Source organism: Pseudanabaena minima str. Chao 2107, assembly GCF_051131155.1.
Classification (GTDB): domain Bacteria; phylum Cyanobacteriota; class Cyanobacteriia; order Pseudanabaenales; family Pseudanabaenaceae; genus Pseudanabaena; species Pseudanabaena minima.
Map to the genome: position 1 here is coordinate 2,734,642 of NZ_CP159508.1, position 14,805 is coordinate 2,749,446.

The 14,805-nt window shown below is 41.6% G+C and carries 16 protein-coding genes; 6 read left to right on the forward strand and 10 right to left on the reverse strand.

From position 1 onward, the window contains the following. Nucleotides 1–218 precede the first annotated feature (218 nt). Nucleotides 219–1,586: an ammonium transporter gene (locus tag ABM313_RS12430; RefSeq protein ID WP_434688462.1), complete on the reverse strand. Its 1,368-nt coding sequence runs from the start codon at nucleotides 1,584–1,586 to the stop codon at nucleotides 219–221. Nucleotides 1,587–2,381: 795 nt separating this feature from the next. On the opposite strand from ABM313_RS12430, the gene ctpC reads away from it, so the two are divergent. After that, on the forward strand, nucleotides 2,382–3,647 hold the full coding sequence (ctpC, locus tag ABM313_RS12435; protein WP_434683522.1) for a carboxyl-terminal processing protease CtpC: 1,266 nt from the start codon (nucleotides 2,382–2,384) through the stop codon (nucleotides 3,645–3,647). Between the two features lie 69 nt (nucleotides 3,648–3,716). Here the strand turns inward: ctpC and ABM313_RS12440 are convergent, their stop codons facing one another. Then, a complete protein-coding gene (locus ABM313_RS12440; protein WP_434683523.1) occupies nucleotides 3,717–4,169 on the reverse strand; it encodes a hypothetical protein in 453 nt (150 codons plus the stop codon). A 108-nt stretch (nucleotides 4,170–4,277) separates the two neighbouring features. Beyond that, nucleotides 4,278–4,934, reverse strand: coding sequence for a response regulator (locus ABM313_RS12445; RefSeq protein ID WP_434683524.1), 657 nt, complete (start codon nucleotides 4,932–4,934; stop codon nucleotides 4,278–4,280). 409 nt (nucleotides 4,935–5,343) lie between these two features. Between ABM313_RS12445 and ABM313_RS12450 the strand changes: the two genes are divergently transcribed. Beyond that, entirely contained in the window at nucleotides 5,344–6,399 is a 1,056-nt protein-coding gene (locus ABM313_RS12450; RefSeq protein WP_434683526.1) for a T4 RnlA family RNA ligase, read from the forward strand. A 32-nt stretch (nucleotides 6,400–6,431) separates the two neighbouring features. Here ABM313_RS12450 and ABM313_RS12455 read toward each other — a convergent pair whose 3' ends face one another. From ABM313_RS12455 to ABM313_RS12470, 4 genes are all read right to left on the reverse strand, one after another. After that, a complete protein-coding gene (locus ABM313_RS12455) occupies nucleotides 6,432–6,917 on the reverse strand; it encodes a PPC domain-containing protein (protein ID WP_434683528.1) in 486 nt (161 codons plus the stop codon). Continuing rightward, entirely contained in the window at nucleotides 6,914–7,741 is an 828-nt protein-coding gene (locus tag ABM313_RS12460; RefSeq protein WP_434683529.1) for a segregation/condensation protein A, read from the reverse strand. Before ABM313_RS12460 ends, ABM313_RS12455 begins: the two co-directional genes overlap by 4 nt. Before the next feature lie 113 nt (nucleotides 7,742–7,854). Then, the gene (locus ABM313_RS12465) at nucleotides 7,855–8,202 is read right to left on the reverse strand and encodes a lipopolysaccharide assembly protein LapA domain-containing protein (protein WP_434683530.1); all 348 of its coding nucleotides are present in this window, start codon (nucleotides 8,200–8,202) and stop codon (nucleotides 7,855–7,857) included. A 229-nt stretch (nucleotides 8,203–8,431) separates the two neighbouring features. Beyond that, on the reverse strand, nucleotides 8,432–8,734 hold the full coding sequence (locus ABM313_RS12470; RefSeq protein ID WP_434688464.1) for a hypothetical protein: 303 nt from the start codon (nucleotides 8,732–8,734) through the stop codon (nucleotides 8,432–8,434). Between the two features lie 231 nt (nucleotides 8,735–8,965). On the opposite strand from ABM313_RS12470, the gene ABM313_RS12475 reads away from it, so the two are divergent. Beyond that, the gene (locus ABM313_RS12475) at nucleotides 8,966–9,829 is read left to right on the forward strand and encodes a fructosamine kinase family protein (protein WP_434683531.1); all 864 of its coding nucleotides are present in this window, start codon (nucleotides 8,966–8,968) and stop codon (nucleotides 9,827–9,829) included. Nucleotides 9,830–10,190: 361 nt separating this feature from the next. Here ABM313_RS12475 and ABM313_RS12480 read toward each other — a convergent pair whose 3' ends face one another. Both ABM313_RS12480 and sufR read right to left on the reverse strand, forming a co-directional pair. Next, nucleotides 10,191–10,427 carry a NifU family protein gene (locus ABM313_RS12480; protein ID WP_126386298.1) on the reverse strand — a complete coding sequence of 79 codons (237 nt, stop codon included), beginning with the start codon at nucleotides 10,425–10,427 and terminating at the stop codon, nucleotides 10,191–10,193. A gap of 127 nt (nucleotides 10,428–10,554) precedes the next feature. Next, a complete protein-coding gene (gene sufR, locus ABM313_RS12485) occupies nucleotides 10,555–11,307 on the reverse strand; it encodes an iron-sulfur cluster biosynthesis transcriptional regulator SufR (RefSeq protein ID WP_434683532.1) in 753 nt (250 codons plus the stop codon). A 225-nt stretch (nucleotides 11,308–11,532) separates the two neighbouring features. Here sufR and sufB point away from each other — a divergent pair, with 225 nt between their 5' ends. The 3 genes from sufB to ABM313_RS12500 all read left to right on the forward strand — a co-directional run bounded on the left by sufB (nucleotide 11,533) and on the right by ABM313_RS12500 (nucleotide 14,151). After that, entirely contained in the window at nucleotides 11,533–12,969 is a 1,437-nt protein-coding gene (sufB, locus tag ABM313_RS12490) for a Fe-S cluster assembly protein SufB (RefSeq protein ID WP_126386301.1), read from the forward strand. A 17-nt stretch (nucleotides 12,970–12,986) separates the two neighbouring features. Further along, entirely contained in the window at nucleotides 12,987–13,628 is a 642-nt protein-coding gene (locus ABM313_RS12495; protein ID WP_434683533.1) for a class I SAM-dependent methyltransferase, read from the forward strand. 67 nt (nucleotides 13,629–13,695) lie between these two features. Further along, a complete protein-coding gene (locus ABM313_RS12500) occupies nucleotides 13,696–14,151 on the forward strand; it encodes a DUF29 domain-containing protein (RefSeq protein WP_434683534.1) in 456 nt (151 codons plus the stop codon). Here ABM313_RS12500 and ABM313_RS12505 read toward each other — a convergent pair whose 3' ends face one another. Further along, a complete protein-coding gene (locus tag ABM313_RS12505) occupies nucleotides 14,152–14,763 on the reverse strand; it encodes a hypothetical protein (protein WP_434683535.1) in 612 nt (203 codons plus the stop codon). It lies immediately after the preceding gene. Between the last annotated feature and the right edge of the window lie 42 nt (nucleotides 14,764–14,805).

Sequence of the window (14,805 nt, forward strand, 5' to 3'; positions counted from 1 at the left end):
CAATTTAAGGAAGTGCAAAAGCTGAATTAAGTAATGAATTTTATTGGTTTTTCAGTTTTTTATTTTCATATAAAAGCCTAGATGTAATACTAAGCAACGAAAGTTTTGTTGCTTAGTATTACATCTAGAAAAAACAAAAAAAATAGACAAAAAAATAGACGACGTATTGCATCGTCCATAGTATTTATTAGTATTGAGTCTAAGGTTATCTTGAAATTTTAACCTTCAGTTGAACTTTGGCTGACAAATACACCAGATCCAAACTCACTCCCATAGCCTTCCTCACCATGTACGGGCAAGTCAATACCTTGCTCTTCGATGGAAGAAGCAACTCTCAATTCCATAAATAGCTTCAAGACTTGAAGAATAATGAATGTAGCTATAGCTGCAAACACGTAGGTGATGGCAACACCCTCAAACTGCTTCCAAATGAGCATAGGATTCCCATCCAAAAGTCCAAGTTTGGCTTCTCCACCAAAGGCAGCTTTGGTCGCAAATACACCAGTTAGCATTGCACCAATGGTTCCTCCAACACCATGAACAGAGAAGGTATCAAGCGAGTCATCAAATTTGAATTTCGCACGCAAACTCACAGCTATAAAACAGCATACAGCAGTAATTGAGCCAATCAAAATTGCGCCAATTGGCGTAACAAAACCTGCTGCTGGAGTAATACCAACAAGCCCTGCTAAGAATCCGCTAGCAATACCAACAGCAGTTGGCTTACCACGTAATACCCATTCAAACAGTAGCCAAGTTAAGCCACCAGCAGAGGTTGAAACAGTGGTCGCAACAAAGGCAACTGCTGCAAGAGGACCAGCCGCCAGAGCGCTACCAGCATTGAATCCAAACCAACCAAACCACAGCAGACCAATTCCTAAAAGAACATATGGGACATTGTGCGGAGTATGCGGTCTAGTGGCAAAATCTTTACGAGAGCCAACAACCAAAACAGCAACTACAGCAGCCACACCAGAACTGATATGAACAACGGTTCCACCCGCAAAGTCTAATGCTCCCAGCTCTTGCAAAAATCCTCGACCCCATACCATATGGGCAAGCGGAGCATAAACAAATGTAGACCAAAGCAGAATAAACCAGAAATAAGCTTTGAAGCTCATCCGTTCAACGATCGCACCAGAAATCAGTGCCGGTGTGATGATTGCAAACATCATCTGGTAAACCATGAACACTGCATGAGGAATTGTCCCTGCATAGCCAACGGGATCAGGTGCATCAAACTTGACTCCATTGAGAAATACCCAATCAAGTCCACCAATAAATTTTTCTATTCCCTGTCCAAAAGTACCTTTAGCTACCTCAGCAGTTACATCAAAGGCTAGGCTATAGCCCCAGAGTACCCAAGTTACACCGACTACAGCCATGAGCAGTAAGCTCATCATCATCGTGTTTAATACGTTGCGGTTACGGACTAAGCCGCCATAGAAAAATGCTAACCCTGGAGTCATCAGCAATACGAGGGCTGCTGCTACCAACATAAATGCTGTATCACCAGAATTGATGGGAGAAGCAGCAGGTGCTGGCGCAAGAAGTTTATCAAGGGCTTCCTTTTGCTCTTTAGTCAGAGTTATAACATCACCACTTGCTGGAGCTGGTGCGGGGGGTGGCGTAACGCTGGGCGAAGCAGTAGGCGAAGGACTTGCTGTAGCCGTAGGAGACGCAGTTTCTGTAGGGCTAGCTGTGGGGGTGGTTGATTGCGCCCAAGTTTGACCTGTAAAAGGAAAACTCACTAACCACAAAACTAGCAACGTAACTCAATAGAAATTTTTTGATCACCGACTCTATACCTTTCACAAAGTTTTCATTGCAAGGCAACATGAGTTCAATAAGTACTGCTTCAAAAGCAATCCAAGGCTAAAAAGCTAAGAACTTACAAAGCTCATATACTAATTACTATGATTACCATAGAGAAATTATCCAAGAATGATTTCATCAATTTATAAGTTAGCAATCTGTATTGGAAATTACATTTCTGATTACGAAGTTAACAAGATTTATGAAGATTGCTAATAAAGCTATAAACGTGAGATAAAACAGAAATTTTGCAGTAGCTACAACATTCAACAACTACAAGCATCAGTGCAAAAACTGAAAGGATTAGTCAATGGGTAAGCAATTTCTTTTATCTTTTATATAGCTATAGACAGACACCTCAGGACATAAAGCCCAAATAGTGTGAGGTGGCGCGAAGCGCCGCCTCACACTATTTGGGCTTTATGTCCTGACAAGAATGGCTTAGCTGTAATTCCATGATTTTACTAATTTCATCACACGCTTAAAAACTCCTGTGCTAGAGTTGAAGTGATTTTATATCTTGCATCCACGCATTCCTCACACAAATCACTTTTCAGGAAGTTGACATGGCAAAAGGCGGACTTGTACTTGGTACAACAGCAGCATTAGCTGCGGCTGTGGCAGTTGTTGGTTTTCAGCTAGCAAACCCTAGCATCGCCGCATTTCGGGATAGCCCCAAAGAAATCGTTGACGAAGCTTGGCAACTTATCAATCGAGAATATGTCGATGGTGCTTTCAATAAGGTTGACTGGCGGCAGGTCAGACGACAGTACGTCGAAAATCGCGATTACTCTTCCAAAGCTGAGGCGTATCGCTCAGTTCGGGAAATGCTTAAACTTCTCGATGATCCATATACTCGCTTTATGGACCCTGAGCAGTTTAAGAGTATGCAAATTGATACTTCGGGGGAACTCACAGGCGTTGGTATTCAGCTTGGGATGGATGATGCTACTAAGCAGTTGACAGTTGTTGCCCCAATCGAAGATTCACCCGCATCTCGTGCTGGTATTTTGACCAAAGACATTATTACTTCGATCGCGAATAAGTCTACGGAGGGCATGGATATTAACCAAGCAGTGGCTCTGATTCGTGGTCCTGCTGGTACAAAAGTTAAATTGGGGATCAAGCGTGGCGACAAGCAGTTTGATATTGAGCTAGAACGCGCCAAAATTGAGATTCACCCAGTCAAGGCTGAACTTCGTGATACGAATGTAGGCAAAGTTGGCTACATTAGCTTGCGTCAGTTTAATGCTAACGCCGCCAGTGATATGCGTAAAGCAATCCAAGATCACGTCAGTAAAGGCGCAGTTGGGTTTGTCTTAGATTTGCGCTCTAATCCTGGTGGACTGCTATACTCCAGTGCTGAAATTGCACGGATGTGGCTAGACAACGCCACCATTGTTTCCACAATTGATCGTAAAGGTGAAAGTGAAAGGCTAACCGCTAACCGTCAAGCTCTCACTAACAAGCCTCTTGTGGTGTTAGTTGATGGTGGCTCGGCAAGTGCTAGTGAGATCCTATCTGGCGCTTTACAAGATAACAAACGAGCTGTAATCGTCGGAACCAAAACTTTTGGTAAAGGCTTAGTACAGTCAGTGCATTCTCTGAGCGATGGTTCAGGTATGGCTGTGACGATCGCTAAGTACTACACTCCCAATGGACGCGACATCAATCACATGGGAATTGTGCCTGATCGCGTAGTTGAGCTAACCAAAGAAGATCTGGAAAAGCTTAATAAAAATCGTGAGCTAGTTGGTACAAGTTCTGACCCACAATTTGCCAAAGCGATCGATATCTTATCGACTGAGCTAAAAAGTGTAAGCTCTCGCTAGAAATAGATAGAAACTCAAAGCATTGCTATCTTCAAATAAAAGAAGCGGACATTACCTTGTCCGCTTCTTTTATGAATCCATATGACGGGTCAATACTGCTTCCATTGTGCTTTCGAGATTTTGACCTGCAATAATCCCACTAGCTAAAGAATAAATATTATTATCTCGACGGTAAAGAGTCTGAAAACCTGTTCGCATTTTTTTGTCCCCCATTACCCAATAACGTTGAATAATTGATTCTGGTCCAATTATCCCCTCTCCCTCAACCTTACCAAGGGAACTATCGTCAACAACAAAGGTAAACCGACGCTCATCTGAATCAATTCTCCCTTTGTAAGCCATGGTTAATTCTTCGCGATCGCTGTTGGGGAAAGTCAACTTAGTGACCATAGTGAACCAAAAATTATCTCTTGACCAACCTACTAAAGTTCTACCCTTGACTTGAATTGGCATGGAGTCTCGCTCTACCCAATTACCTTCGAGAGTCCATTTCCCAGGTTGCACTAAAAAGGTATGCGCCACGGTTTTACTCTATTTTGTTGCTCTGTAGATCAGCCTTAATTATATAGCTTTATTACCAATCGCTATGCGATCTACAAAGTAAGGACGGCACATAGCAGCGTTTTTACCTTAATTTACTAGCCCTGATCTTAAAGCCACAACTGCGGCTTGGACGCGATCGTCAACAGATAGCTTGTTCATAATCCCGCGCACATGGGTTTTAATCGTGTTGGGGCTAAGGTAAAGTGTTTTCGCAATTTCAGGGTTACTCTTGCCCTCAACAATTAATTTCAGCACTTCTAATTCCCGTTGCGATAGGTGCGAAGTGTTGTCTGGTTGAGTCGGTGGCTTGAGATGATCCATCACTTTGCGAGCAACTTGAGGATCGAGATAGGTTGCCCCATCTTTAGCGGCGGCAAAGGCTGCCAAAAGACTCTCAGTAGATGTGCCTTTGACACAATAGGCATCGGCTCCACTCGATAGCGCCGCGATAATTTCGGTATCATCGGTATGGGAGCTAAGCATCACAATATGAACATTAGGTGAAGCAGCCTTGATTTTCTGAGTTGCTGAAATTCCATCTAGTCTAGGCATTCCAATGTCCATCACAATGATATCAGGATGTAATTCTTGAGCCATTTTTACACCGATGTAACCATCTTCTGCGATGCCAATTACAGTAATGTTTGGCTGTTGAGAAAGTGATTGCTCTAATCCAAGTTGGATCAGTGGATCATCTTCAACAATCAACACTTTCAAAGGTTTCGATGCTGTTGCCACAGTCATAATTCTAAATTTCTCTAAATTTAGTTTGATTGCCTTGATTATATACTGATGTTACGTGGAACGCTGATGACAAATCTCCTGCTACTAGCCAAGAAGGGCAACCACGGCGGGATTGCCCCTACAGAATAAATTATTCAGGTAGGGGCAATCCCCCGTGCCAGCCCCAAATTTCAGCTATTGCAGAAATTCTATCTGCGTAAAGTGAGTAATATAGTAAAAAGAGAAGAGGAATACTTTGTCTCTGTTCTCTCAGCAATTCTCATTGTAAAAAATCGGTTTTGATGAAAGTCAGCCGTCGGCTGACTTTCATCAAAACCGATTTTAAGGTTTTCGGCACTTGCGGTGCTGAAAAGTAGCAATTCTCCTCGTCGTATGATTGCAGTAATTTAATATTATTAAGGACTATAGAATGAGTGCCATTAATTTGGAGAAAATCGATCAACTAATTACTGAAGGATATATCACCAAACGCGCTCATTCTAGTGGTGAGCTATTTATCTATAACTACACAGCCAAAGCGCAGTACGATCGCCTATGGACTCCTGAAACGATCCAATGTCGAGGATTAATTCTGGATCGTGATGGAGCGATCGCGGCTCGCCCTTTATCTAAATTCTTTAATCTGCAAGAACATAAAGAATCTATTCCCGCAGAACCTTTTGAGGTATATGAGAAGATAGATGGTTCTCTAGGGATTTTATATTGGTATCAAGATCAGCCCTATATTGCCTCTAGAGGCAGCTTTAACTCTGACCAAGCAATTAAAGCTAACCAAATCTTGATATCACGGTACTCAAATGCAATTCCATTACTAGATCGATCGCTAACCTATCTATTTGAGATTGTCTATCCTGCTAATCGCATAGTTGTCGATTATGGAGACTTTGAAGGTTTAGTATTATTGGCAGTAATTGAAACTGCATCGGGAAAAGAACATGCCATTGAGTCGTTTCAGCATTTGGGATTTCCCATCGCAAAAAAATATGATGGATTAAAAGATCTAGAAGCGATCGCGAGTCTCAATAATCAGAATCAAGAGGGCTTCGTAATTCGCTTTGCTAGTGGGTTGCGGCTGAAGTTTAAGTTTACTGATTATGTGAAATTGCATCGTGTACTGACTCAAGTTACTAGCAAAGTAATTTGGGAGATGCTGCGCGATCAAACTCCCTTTGAGGATATTTTAGAGCGCGTTCCTGATGAGTTTTACAATTGGGTCAAAGAAACTAAGGCGCACCTCATTGATCAATATCAACAAATTGAAGATGCTGCCAAGGGTGACTTTGAGCGGATTATTGCAGTAGTAGATCGCAGTGATCGCAAAGAGATGGCAAAGCATATTTTAACCTGCCAAAATCATACGATCTTGTTCTCTCTACTAGATGGCAAAGACTATAGTGACTACATTTGGCGAAGTATCAAACCTGCCCATGAGAAACCTTTTATGGATAACGATGAAGCATCATAACCCTCAAATAGTTGCAGGGATTCGCATCGCAACTATTTGACAATTTGGAGCTTGTTAACTCTAAGCGTAAACTTACCGCCACTACTACCCCCAAAAGAAGAAACTCGGACAATGTAATTTCCCGACTGACGTATTTTAAAAAAGATCAGTGAATTGGTGTTATCACCAACAGCATCGTCATTTTCAGCAACAACTTCGCCTTTATTATCTAAAAGACTCAATACCGTATCAAAATTACCAGAAGTTACTGATATTTCTAACCGCTCATCTTTTTGAACATTAATTATGTAGTCACGGGCAAATCCTTTCTGTCCTGTCGGAATATCTTTATCCGTAAGAATATCATTCACGTCTACACCACTAATGATCGCAGTTGGTTTATAAACAGTGTTGTTTACCTGAGCTAAAGACCCAGACACAGGACTAGTTAGACTGAGGAAGATGATACTTACTCCCACAAAAAATTTCGTTACCAAGTATTGAGGGCAATGATAGTCAGACAAAATTAGATGTTTCACGAAACTTCTTTTAATTCAGCAAATTTCAATTGTAACTGAGTAGATTCTACTGTGGAATTAGCTGAACTATTAGGAAATGGCAATTCTTTGATTGTTGGCGATTTAATCGTTGGCACAATCTGAATTTTGCCATAAAACTCTGATTGAAATAACTCCACTTTGGATTGAGAAGACATTAACAACAAGCCCCAAAATACACCCACCCGATCATTAAATACTGCTGCGAGATCAGATATCTCAATCTCTTCATCAGGATGCAGTAAAAAATAACGCTCAATCTCCTCGACCATCTCCGATAAATTTTCTTTGTGCGCTAGCTGGGCGATCGCCTTCATAGCAGCTTTACGAGCAACTTTGCTTTGGCTTGGGCGTTTGGTGGGTTTACTAGTTTTGCGATCAACAATTTCAGAGATTGCCTCAATCTGTGCGATTAACTCTTCTAGGGTGATCCGTCGTGCTTTTGGGGGCAAAGCCACAGGCAAGCGACGCAACCGTTTATCAAAATCCGTGGGCAAGCGCATTGAGTCAGTGACAATCTCGGTCTCGAGTTCCCCCTGATCATCATCGGCATTAGTTTCTTGATCATAGGCTGATTGCATATCCGATAACGAGTTGGCTTTGAGTAAGACCAACATCGATGCATAGAGCATCGCCTGACCTGAATCATATAAATCGCGGCGATCACTGACAATTAACCGTGACAAAAAGCGATCAACTACATCGATCACCTGCACATCCCAAGGATCAATCTCGCCTCGTTCTGCAAGATCAATTAGGAGGGCTATGGCATCTTTGGTAACTGATTCAGCGATCGATAGGGTCATGGAGCTTACAAGAAGCGGATGTTTAAAAATATCATCGATTGCGGTGAAATAGTCAGAAAATCTAATTTGAGTAAAATAAAGAGCGCAGATGCGCCCTTATTATTTCAGATAATTTAGTTTTTAGACTTGTCTTCATCGATTTCAACATCGATCGCTGAGGCGGAGACCAAGCGCTTACGCTCCTCAATCTCCACGCTTAAATTCTGCACAGTTTCTTGCAAATTCTGGATTTGCACATTTTTATTCCGCATTTCAATCGATTTTTGTAATCCTGACCAAACACTAAATATCCAAGCTAAAACTGCACCTAACCCCATTGCTAAAATCAGTTCGACGGAGATCGGCGCAGCCACTTTAAGCTGAGGGATGATTTGGATCGATGCGGGTGACGTATTTTCTAGGGCAAACAGTACTAAAGCTAGAGCAACGATAAAAATGACTACAAAATTAAGCTGACGCACAGTAGTTAAAACCTCATTACTAAATTCTTAGCTAATGGTTTAGCAAACAATGCTCATAATGTCTACAGTATCAAGAAGAGTGCAGCATTCATCATGAAGCCGATTGGTGTTTCCAGCGCCTTCGGCGCTGGAAACACCAATCGGCTTAAAAAAAACAAATTTTATAATAATTGCTACAAGAAGGGTGGGCGCTTAGAGCCCACCCTTCTTGTAGCAAATTGCACTCAACTTAAGCCTTGATCGCAGTTTTGCGGACACCTGATATTTTGGAATTATTTTGTTTAATTTCCTCTTCTGTTAGAGGCACAATATCAATGTGATTAAATAATGTCGTAACGAATGTGAAGAGTAAAAAAGGGAGAGAAGTTACCACAATCAAACCCACTGCCCCAAAAGAATAAACAGGCTTACTCATTAACGAAAGCGCTGATGCTAAAGCCGCAAAAATCACGCCTAACCAGACAATCACCTGACCCAAAATATCACTGAGGGTGAGGGTACAAACAAAGCGGTATTTACCAATGTCATTCATCATATTTCACCAACTTAGGATAATTTTTAAGGCTGTACTACAATACTAAATTTTTTAGAAGAGCGACGCTTTGCGTCGCTCTTCTAAAAAATTTGGCTTTAGGTTTATCGAAATTTACTGTAATCAATCAATTAATAGTGTTAGTTCTCAGTATACGAACCGTCTCTAGATTTTAGGGTTACGTTTTATTGAGAATGCTCTCTCAAACTCTACCGAATTGTGGACAAAATTATGTGGGATGAAATCGCGATCGCCATTTCGCAAACAACGGGAGAGCGCTTTATCAGCGATCGCCGTCAAGCTCAGTCTGGTGGCTGTATCAATCAAGCAACTCGAATATCCGATGGTCGGCGGCAATTTTTTGTAAAATCTAATACCCCTAACTATTTAGATATGTTTGCTGCTGAAGCGATCGCCCTCAAGCAAATGTATGCTACCCAAACAATTCGCGTGCCACAGCCAATCTGCTGGGGGATCGCTGGTAACGTGGCTTATTTAGTAATGGAAAATCTTGACTTAGGCGGTCACCAAAATTGGGAAGCGATGGGTCACAATCTTGCTGCAATGCATCGCGTAACTAGTGATCGCGGATTTGGCTGGGATCGCGACAATGTAATTGGCGCAACGCCACAGATTAATAACTGGACTCATAGTTGGCTTGATTTTTGGATTGAATATCGGCTTGCCTTCCAGATGCGTTTGGCTCAACGTAAAGGTTGGCGATGCAATATTGCTGAAGAAAAAATTTATAAGGCTCTGTCGAGATTTTTTGATGATTACCAACCACAGCCTTCAATGGTGCATGGCGATCTCTGGGGTGGCAATGCTGCCTTTGTCGATGGCGAACCTGTTATTTTTGATCCTGCTTTATATTTTGGCGATCGCGAAGTTGATCTTGCTATGACTGAGTTATTTGGCGGCTTCCCACCTCAGTTTTATCGAGCCTATCAAATAGCTTATCCATTAGATTCAGGCTATCAACAACGCAAGACTCTTTATAATCTCTATCACATTCTCAATCATTTCAATCTCTTTGGAGGAGGTTACGGCTCCCAAGCTAATCGGATGATTGAGACTATAAGTAGCTCAACATAATTAAAACCCAAAACCAGAGTTTGTTCCGCCCGCTACGCGGGCGGAACAAACTTCTCGGTTTTTAGTTTACTTATGTCTAGCTACTTAGTAATGTAACGTCAGTTCGACGAAAGCGAAAAATGGTAAGAATCGCTAAGCGATTCTTACCATTTTTTTTCGCCATTTGCGGCGTGCTTCGCACGCCGCAAATGGCGATATCGAACTCACGTTAATGTAAGGTTTCTCCATCAAATAAGTGGCGGCGTGAAGCGCCGCCACTTATTTGATGGGTTTGGGCTTGTCCTTCAATCAAAATAAATAGAGTCGGCGCGAAGCGCCGACTCTATTTATTTTGATTGTAAGTAGCTAAGCAAAAGTAAACTTAAAAAACTTGTTCGATTTCGGCAATTTCAGGAATCTCTTCCTTTAATTTGCGCTCAATCCCCATTCTCAGAGTCATTGCTGAACTAGGACAAGAACCACAAGCACCTTGCAAACGTAATCTCACAATTGGTCCTTCGATTTCTACAAGTTCCACATTGCCACCATCGGACATCAAATAGGGGCGCAATTCATCAAGAACATTCTCAACATTATCTTTGGTTAAAGTTAGACTCATATTTTTCTTTGATTTATCTCAAAACTACTAGGCTTAAGGAATGTGATTTAAAATGTCACATTTGATAGAAACTATAACTACTAATATCTATGCTAATCGAAATCATCTCTATTTGTGAAGCTAACGGCTAGCAGCTAACAACTTGCTCCTGAATTAAATATCCACAGCGATGTTCGCCATTGACCATCCAGTGAGTTCGCTCCACTGGACAATCGAGAACTGTGGCAAACATTTCTAATTCATGTCCACAAACACTGGGAAAAGATTCCGCCACATGGGCGATCGCGCAGTTATATTCCGTAAAAATAAAACTTTGCTGTTCTTGACTATTCCCTTCCACGGGAAACCACTCCGTTACATAGCCCTCAGAACGGCGGATTTCGGCTAATTTCTCTAGTCTTTGTTTTAGCGAACCTCCTCCAAGTTGCGATTTATAATTTTGTGCCTTGCGTTGCCACTGCTTTTGCAACACCTCAGATACTTGCTCTTTGCCTAATGTATCGATCAGCGTATCTAGGAAATTTACGGCAAATTGGTTATAGCTATCGGGAAAGCGATCACGCCCCGCCACCGTCAAAGCATAGATAAACTGCGGTCTGCCCATGCCCACCTGCTCAGCAGTGTGATAGATCAGCCCCTCAGCCTCCAAATCCTTTAAATGCTTCCGAATTGCTTGGGGGCTAATATCTAGCTGATCTGCTAAATCTTGGGCGGTCACTTCGCCACGCTTTAGCAAATGCTGCAAAATATCTTGCTTAGTGTCATGTTTAGTTTCAGGCTTGGCATCGCTTTTATCCACGCTTTTATCTAACTTACGATCTAGTTGATCTAGCTTTAAGTCTGGCGTAATCATCTCAGCAACGCCGATGGGAGTTTTCATGAAATAAGCTCCTGATGGCAATTCAAGCGGCTAATCATCACGCTTCGCGTGATGATTTACTTTGGCTGAAGTTGTAAAGTTATAAAAAAATTGACTTTGACAACTTGTATGTTGCTAATGTACCGTACAATGAGTAAAGAAACAAGTAAGTTGTTTTAGTAAGAATATTTCTTATGCAAAGCATAAAAAATACTCAAAAGTTAATCACTAGGAGCCTTAACTGACATGACTGCAACGGTTCAAGCACTTGTCAACCAACCATACAAATACGGATTTGTTACGTCTATTGAGTCGGACACGATTCCTCGCGGGCTTAGCGAAGATGTCGTCCGCATGATTTCGGCTAAGAAAAATGAGCCAGAATATATGCTGGAATTTCGCCTCAAAGCGTATCGCCAATGGTTAAAGATGCAAGAACCAACTTGGGCGCATGTAGATTATCCAGCGATCGATTATCAAGATATCGTCTACTATTCCGCACCCAAGCAGTCCAAGAAAAAGGCAAGCCTCGATGAAGTCGATCCCGAACTCCTCGATACCTTTGAGAAGCTAGGCATTTCTCTATCTGAGCAAAAGCGCCTCGCCAATGTTGCCGTTGACGCAATCTTTGACAGTGTTTCCGTAGCGACTACCTTTAAAAAAGATTTAGCCAAAGTCGGCGTAATTTTCTGCTCGATCTCCGAAGCGATGCATGAATACCCCGAACTCATCAAAAAATATCTAGGAAGCGTTGTCCCGATCGCTGACAACTACTTCTCGGCACTAAACGCCGCCGTATTTAGCGATGGTTCCTTTGTTTACATCCCCAAAGGCGTGAAATGCCCCATGGACTTGTCCACCTATTTCCGCATTAACAATGGTGATTCTGGACAGTTTGAGCGCACCCTGATCGTTGCTGAAGAAGGAGCTTATGTTAGCTATCTTGAAGGCTGCACAGCACCAATGTTTGATACTAATCAACTCCATGCCGCTGTTGTCGAATTAGTCGCCCTAGATGATGCCGAAATCAAATATTCCACTGTGCAGAACTGGTACGCTGGCGATAAAAATGGCAAAGGCGGAATTTATAATTTTGTGACTAAACGCGGCTTGTGCCAAGGCAAGAATTCTAAGATCTCTTGGACACAAGTAGAAACTGGTTCGGCAATTACTTGGAAATATCCTAGTTGTGTCTTAGTCGGTGAAAATTCCGTTGGCGAGTTTTACTCGGTTGCGCTTACTAATAACAAGCAACAAGCCGATACTGGCTCCAAGATGGTACATATTGGCAAAAATACCCGCAGTAAAATCGTTTCTAAAGGTATTTCCGCAGGTGGTTCCCAAAATAGCTATCGCGGCTTAGTGAAGATTTCGCCTAAAGCGGAAGGCGCAAGAAATTATTCTCAATGTGACTCGATGCTAATCGGCGACTGCTCACAGGCGAATACTTTCCCCTATATCCAAGTCCAAAACAATACCGCTAGAGTTGAGCATGAAGCCTCCACTTCTAAGATCGGCGAAGAACAACTCTTCTATTTCCAACAACGCGGTATTGCGGTAGAAGATGCAGTCTCCATGATTATTAGCGGCTTCTGTAAGGAAGTGTTTAATGCTTTACCGATGGAATTTGCAGTTGAAGCAGATAAACTCTTAGCTTTGAAGTTGGAGAATAGCGTGGGTTAAACAAAGAATCTTCAATCATGTTTAACAGAAAAACACACTGGCAAAGTATCTATCAGGAAAAATCTCCCACCGACGTAAGTTGGTATCAAAAAGAGCCAAAACTATCACTAGAACTTATTCTTCGTACTCAGATTGCGAAAAACGAAGCAATTATTGATGTTGGTGGCGGATCATCAGTGCTAGTAGATTATCTATACAAAAATGATTTTACAAATTTATCAGTTTTAGATATCTCAGAAAATGCACTCGCTAGTTCTAAGAAAAGACTGGGTAATATAGCTACAAGAATAAAGTGGATTGAAGCTGATATTACTGAGTTTCAATCACCACATCAGTTCTCTCTTTGGCATGATCGGGCTGTTTTTCATTTCCTAACAGAAGCACCTGATAGACACCTTTATGTCAATGTTTTGAAAAACAGTTTAAGAGCAGGTGGTCATCTCATTATTGCGGCATTTGCTATTGGAGGTGCTACAAAATGTAGTGGACTAGACATCGTGCAGTATGACGTAGAGAAAATGATTGCAGAGTTAGGAGAGGATTTTAAGTTAATAGCTGAGAAAAGCGAAATCCATATCACCCCAGCTAACAAGGAACAAAAGTTTGCTTATTTTTATTTCACTAAAAAATCAAATGATAATCTAGTAATTATTGTCTAAGCGATCGCGTTTTGGACGATTCCCAACGCATTTATTAACAACGGTTTGAAACTATGGAGGTGTGAAAATGCTAGCAAATCCCAAAACAAATCCGAAAACAGACTGGAAGATGATGGCAATTAACTCCCAGTTTCAGACCGCAGAAGCTGCTCAGGCTTTGCTCCAGCAAGGACAAACGGAAGAAGCAAAAGCCGCACTGAATGCTTTAGTTGAGGCAATGTCAAGATCAGAACGTCAAGCTCTTAGAAGTCAATTAATTCGCTTAATGATGCATATCATTAAGTGGAAAACCCAACCAAATAAGCGTAGTCGTAGTTGGATAGTTTCTATTATTGATGCCCGTGATGCGATCGAGGAAAGTCAAGAAGAGATGCCTAGTCTCAATCGTGAGTTTATCGAATCCCTTTGGGATCAGGCTTTGATCAAAGCAAAGCGCAAAGCCGAAGCTGAGATGGGTTGTAAGTCAGGTATTTCTTCGATAACTTGGGAAGAAGTTTTTGAAGATGAATATTTATTAGATTAGTTATTGACCTAGATCTGGTTTGCACATCCATGCCAAAGCATTGAGCAACCAATTGACAGGAGGAACGACATATTCTTCTAAATCTATGGTTAAGTTTTGTTCCTTCAATTGCAAAAATAACCAGCGATTACCACTAGTCACGCAGCCATAAATGATATCGATCGCATTTTCTCGACTCAAGTTAAACCTTTGAGCAGCAACCATTTCCGCAATACATTGACCTAAACCAGATTTCAAGTCATCCTTTTTTGCTTCCACGATCGCAACTACAGGCGCTTCTACAAAAAGTTGCTCAGTTGAACGACTAACCAAGAAGTCACAAACCCCATTTAAACCAATACTTTCATCAACATTAAACTCTTCTCCCGAAAAAAAGCTAATTTGACGATCAAGCTGTTTTCTCACTTCAAATAGAATCGGCGAAATAATTAATTCTGATCGCGCTTTTTCTGATCCCATAGCGATCGCTAGCGGAATACTTTCTTGTAAAAATTCAACCAGGTTGGCGCTAGGAGTAATTACATCTAAATCAGGTAAAAATCTGACCCCTTCGATAAAATTGAGATTTAGTTCTTCCTTCGCTTTGCGTAACGTAAAAGCACTGTAAGACATAGTTTCTCACTCTTATTCTGTCAATATCTATCTACTACATAA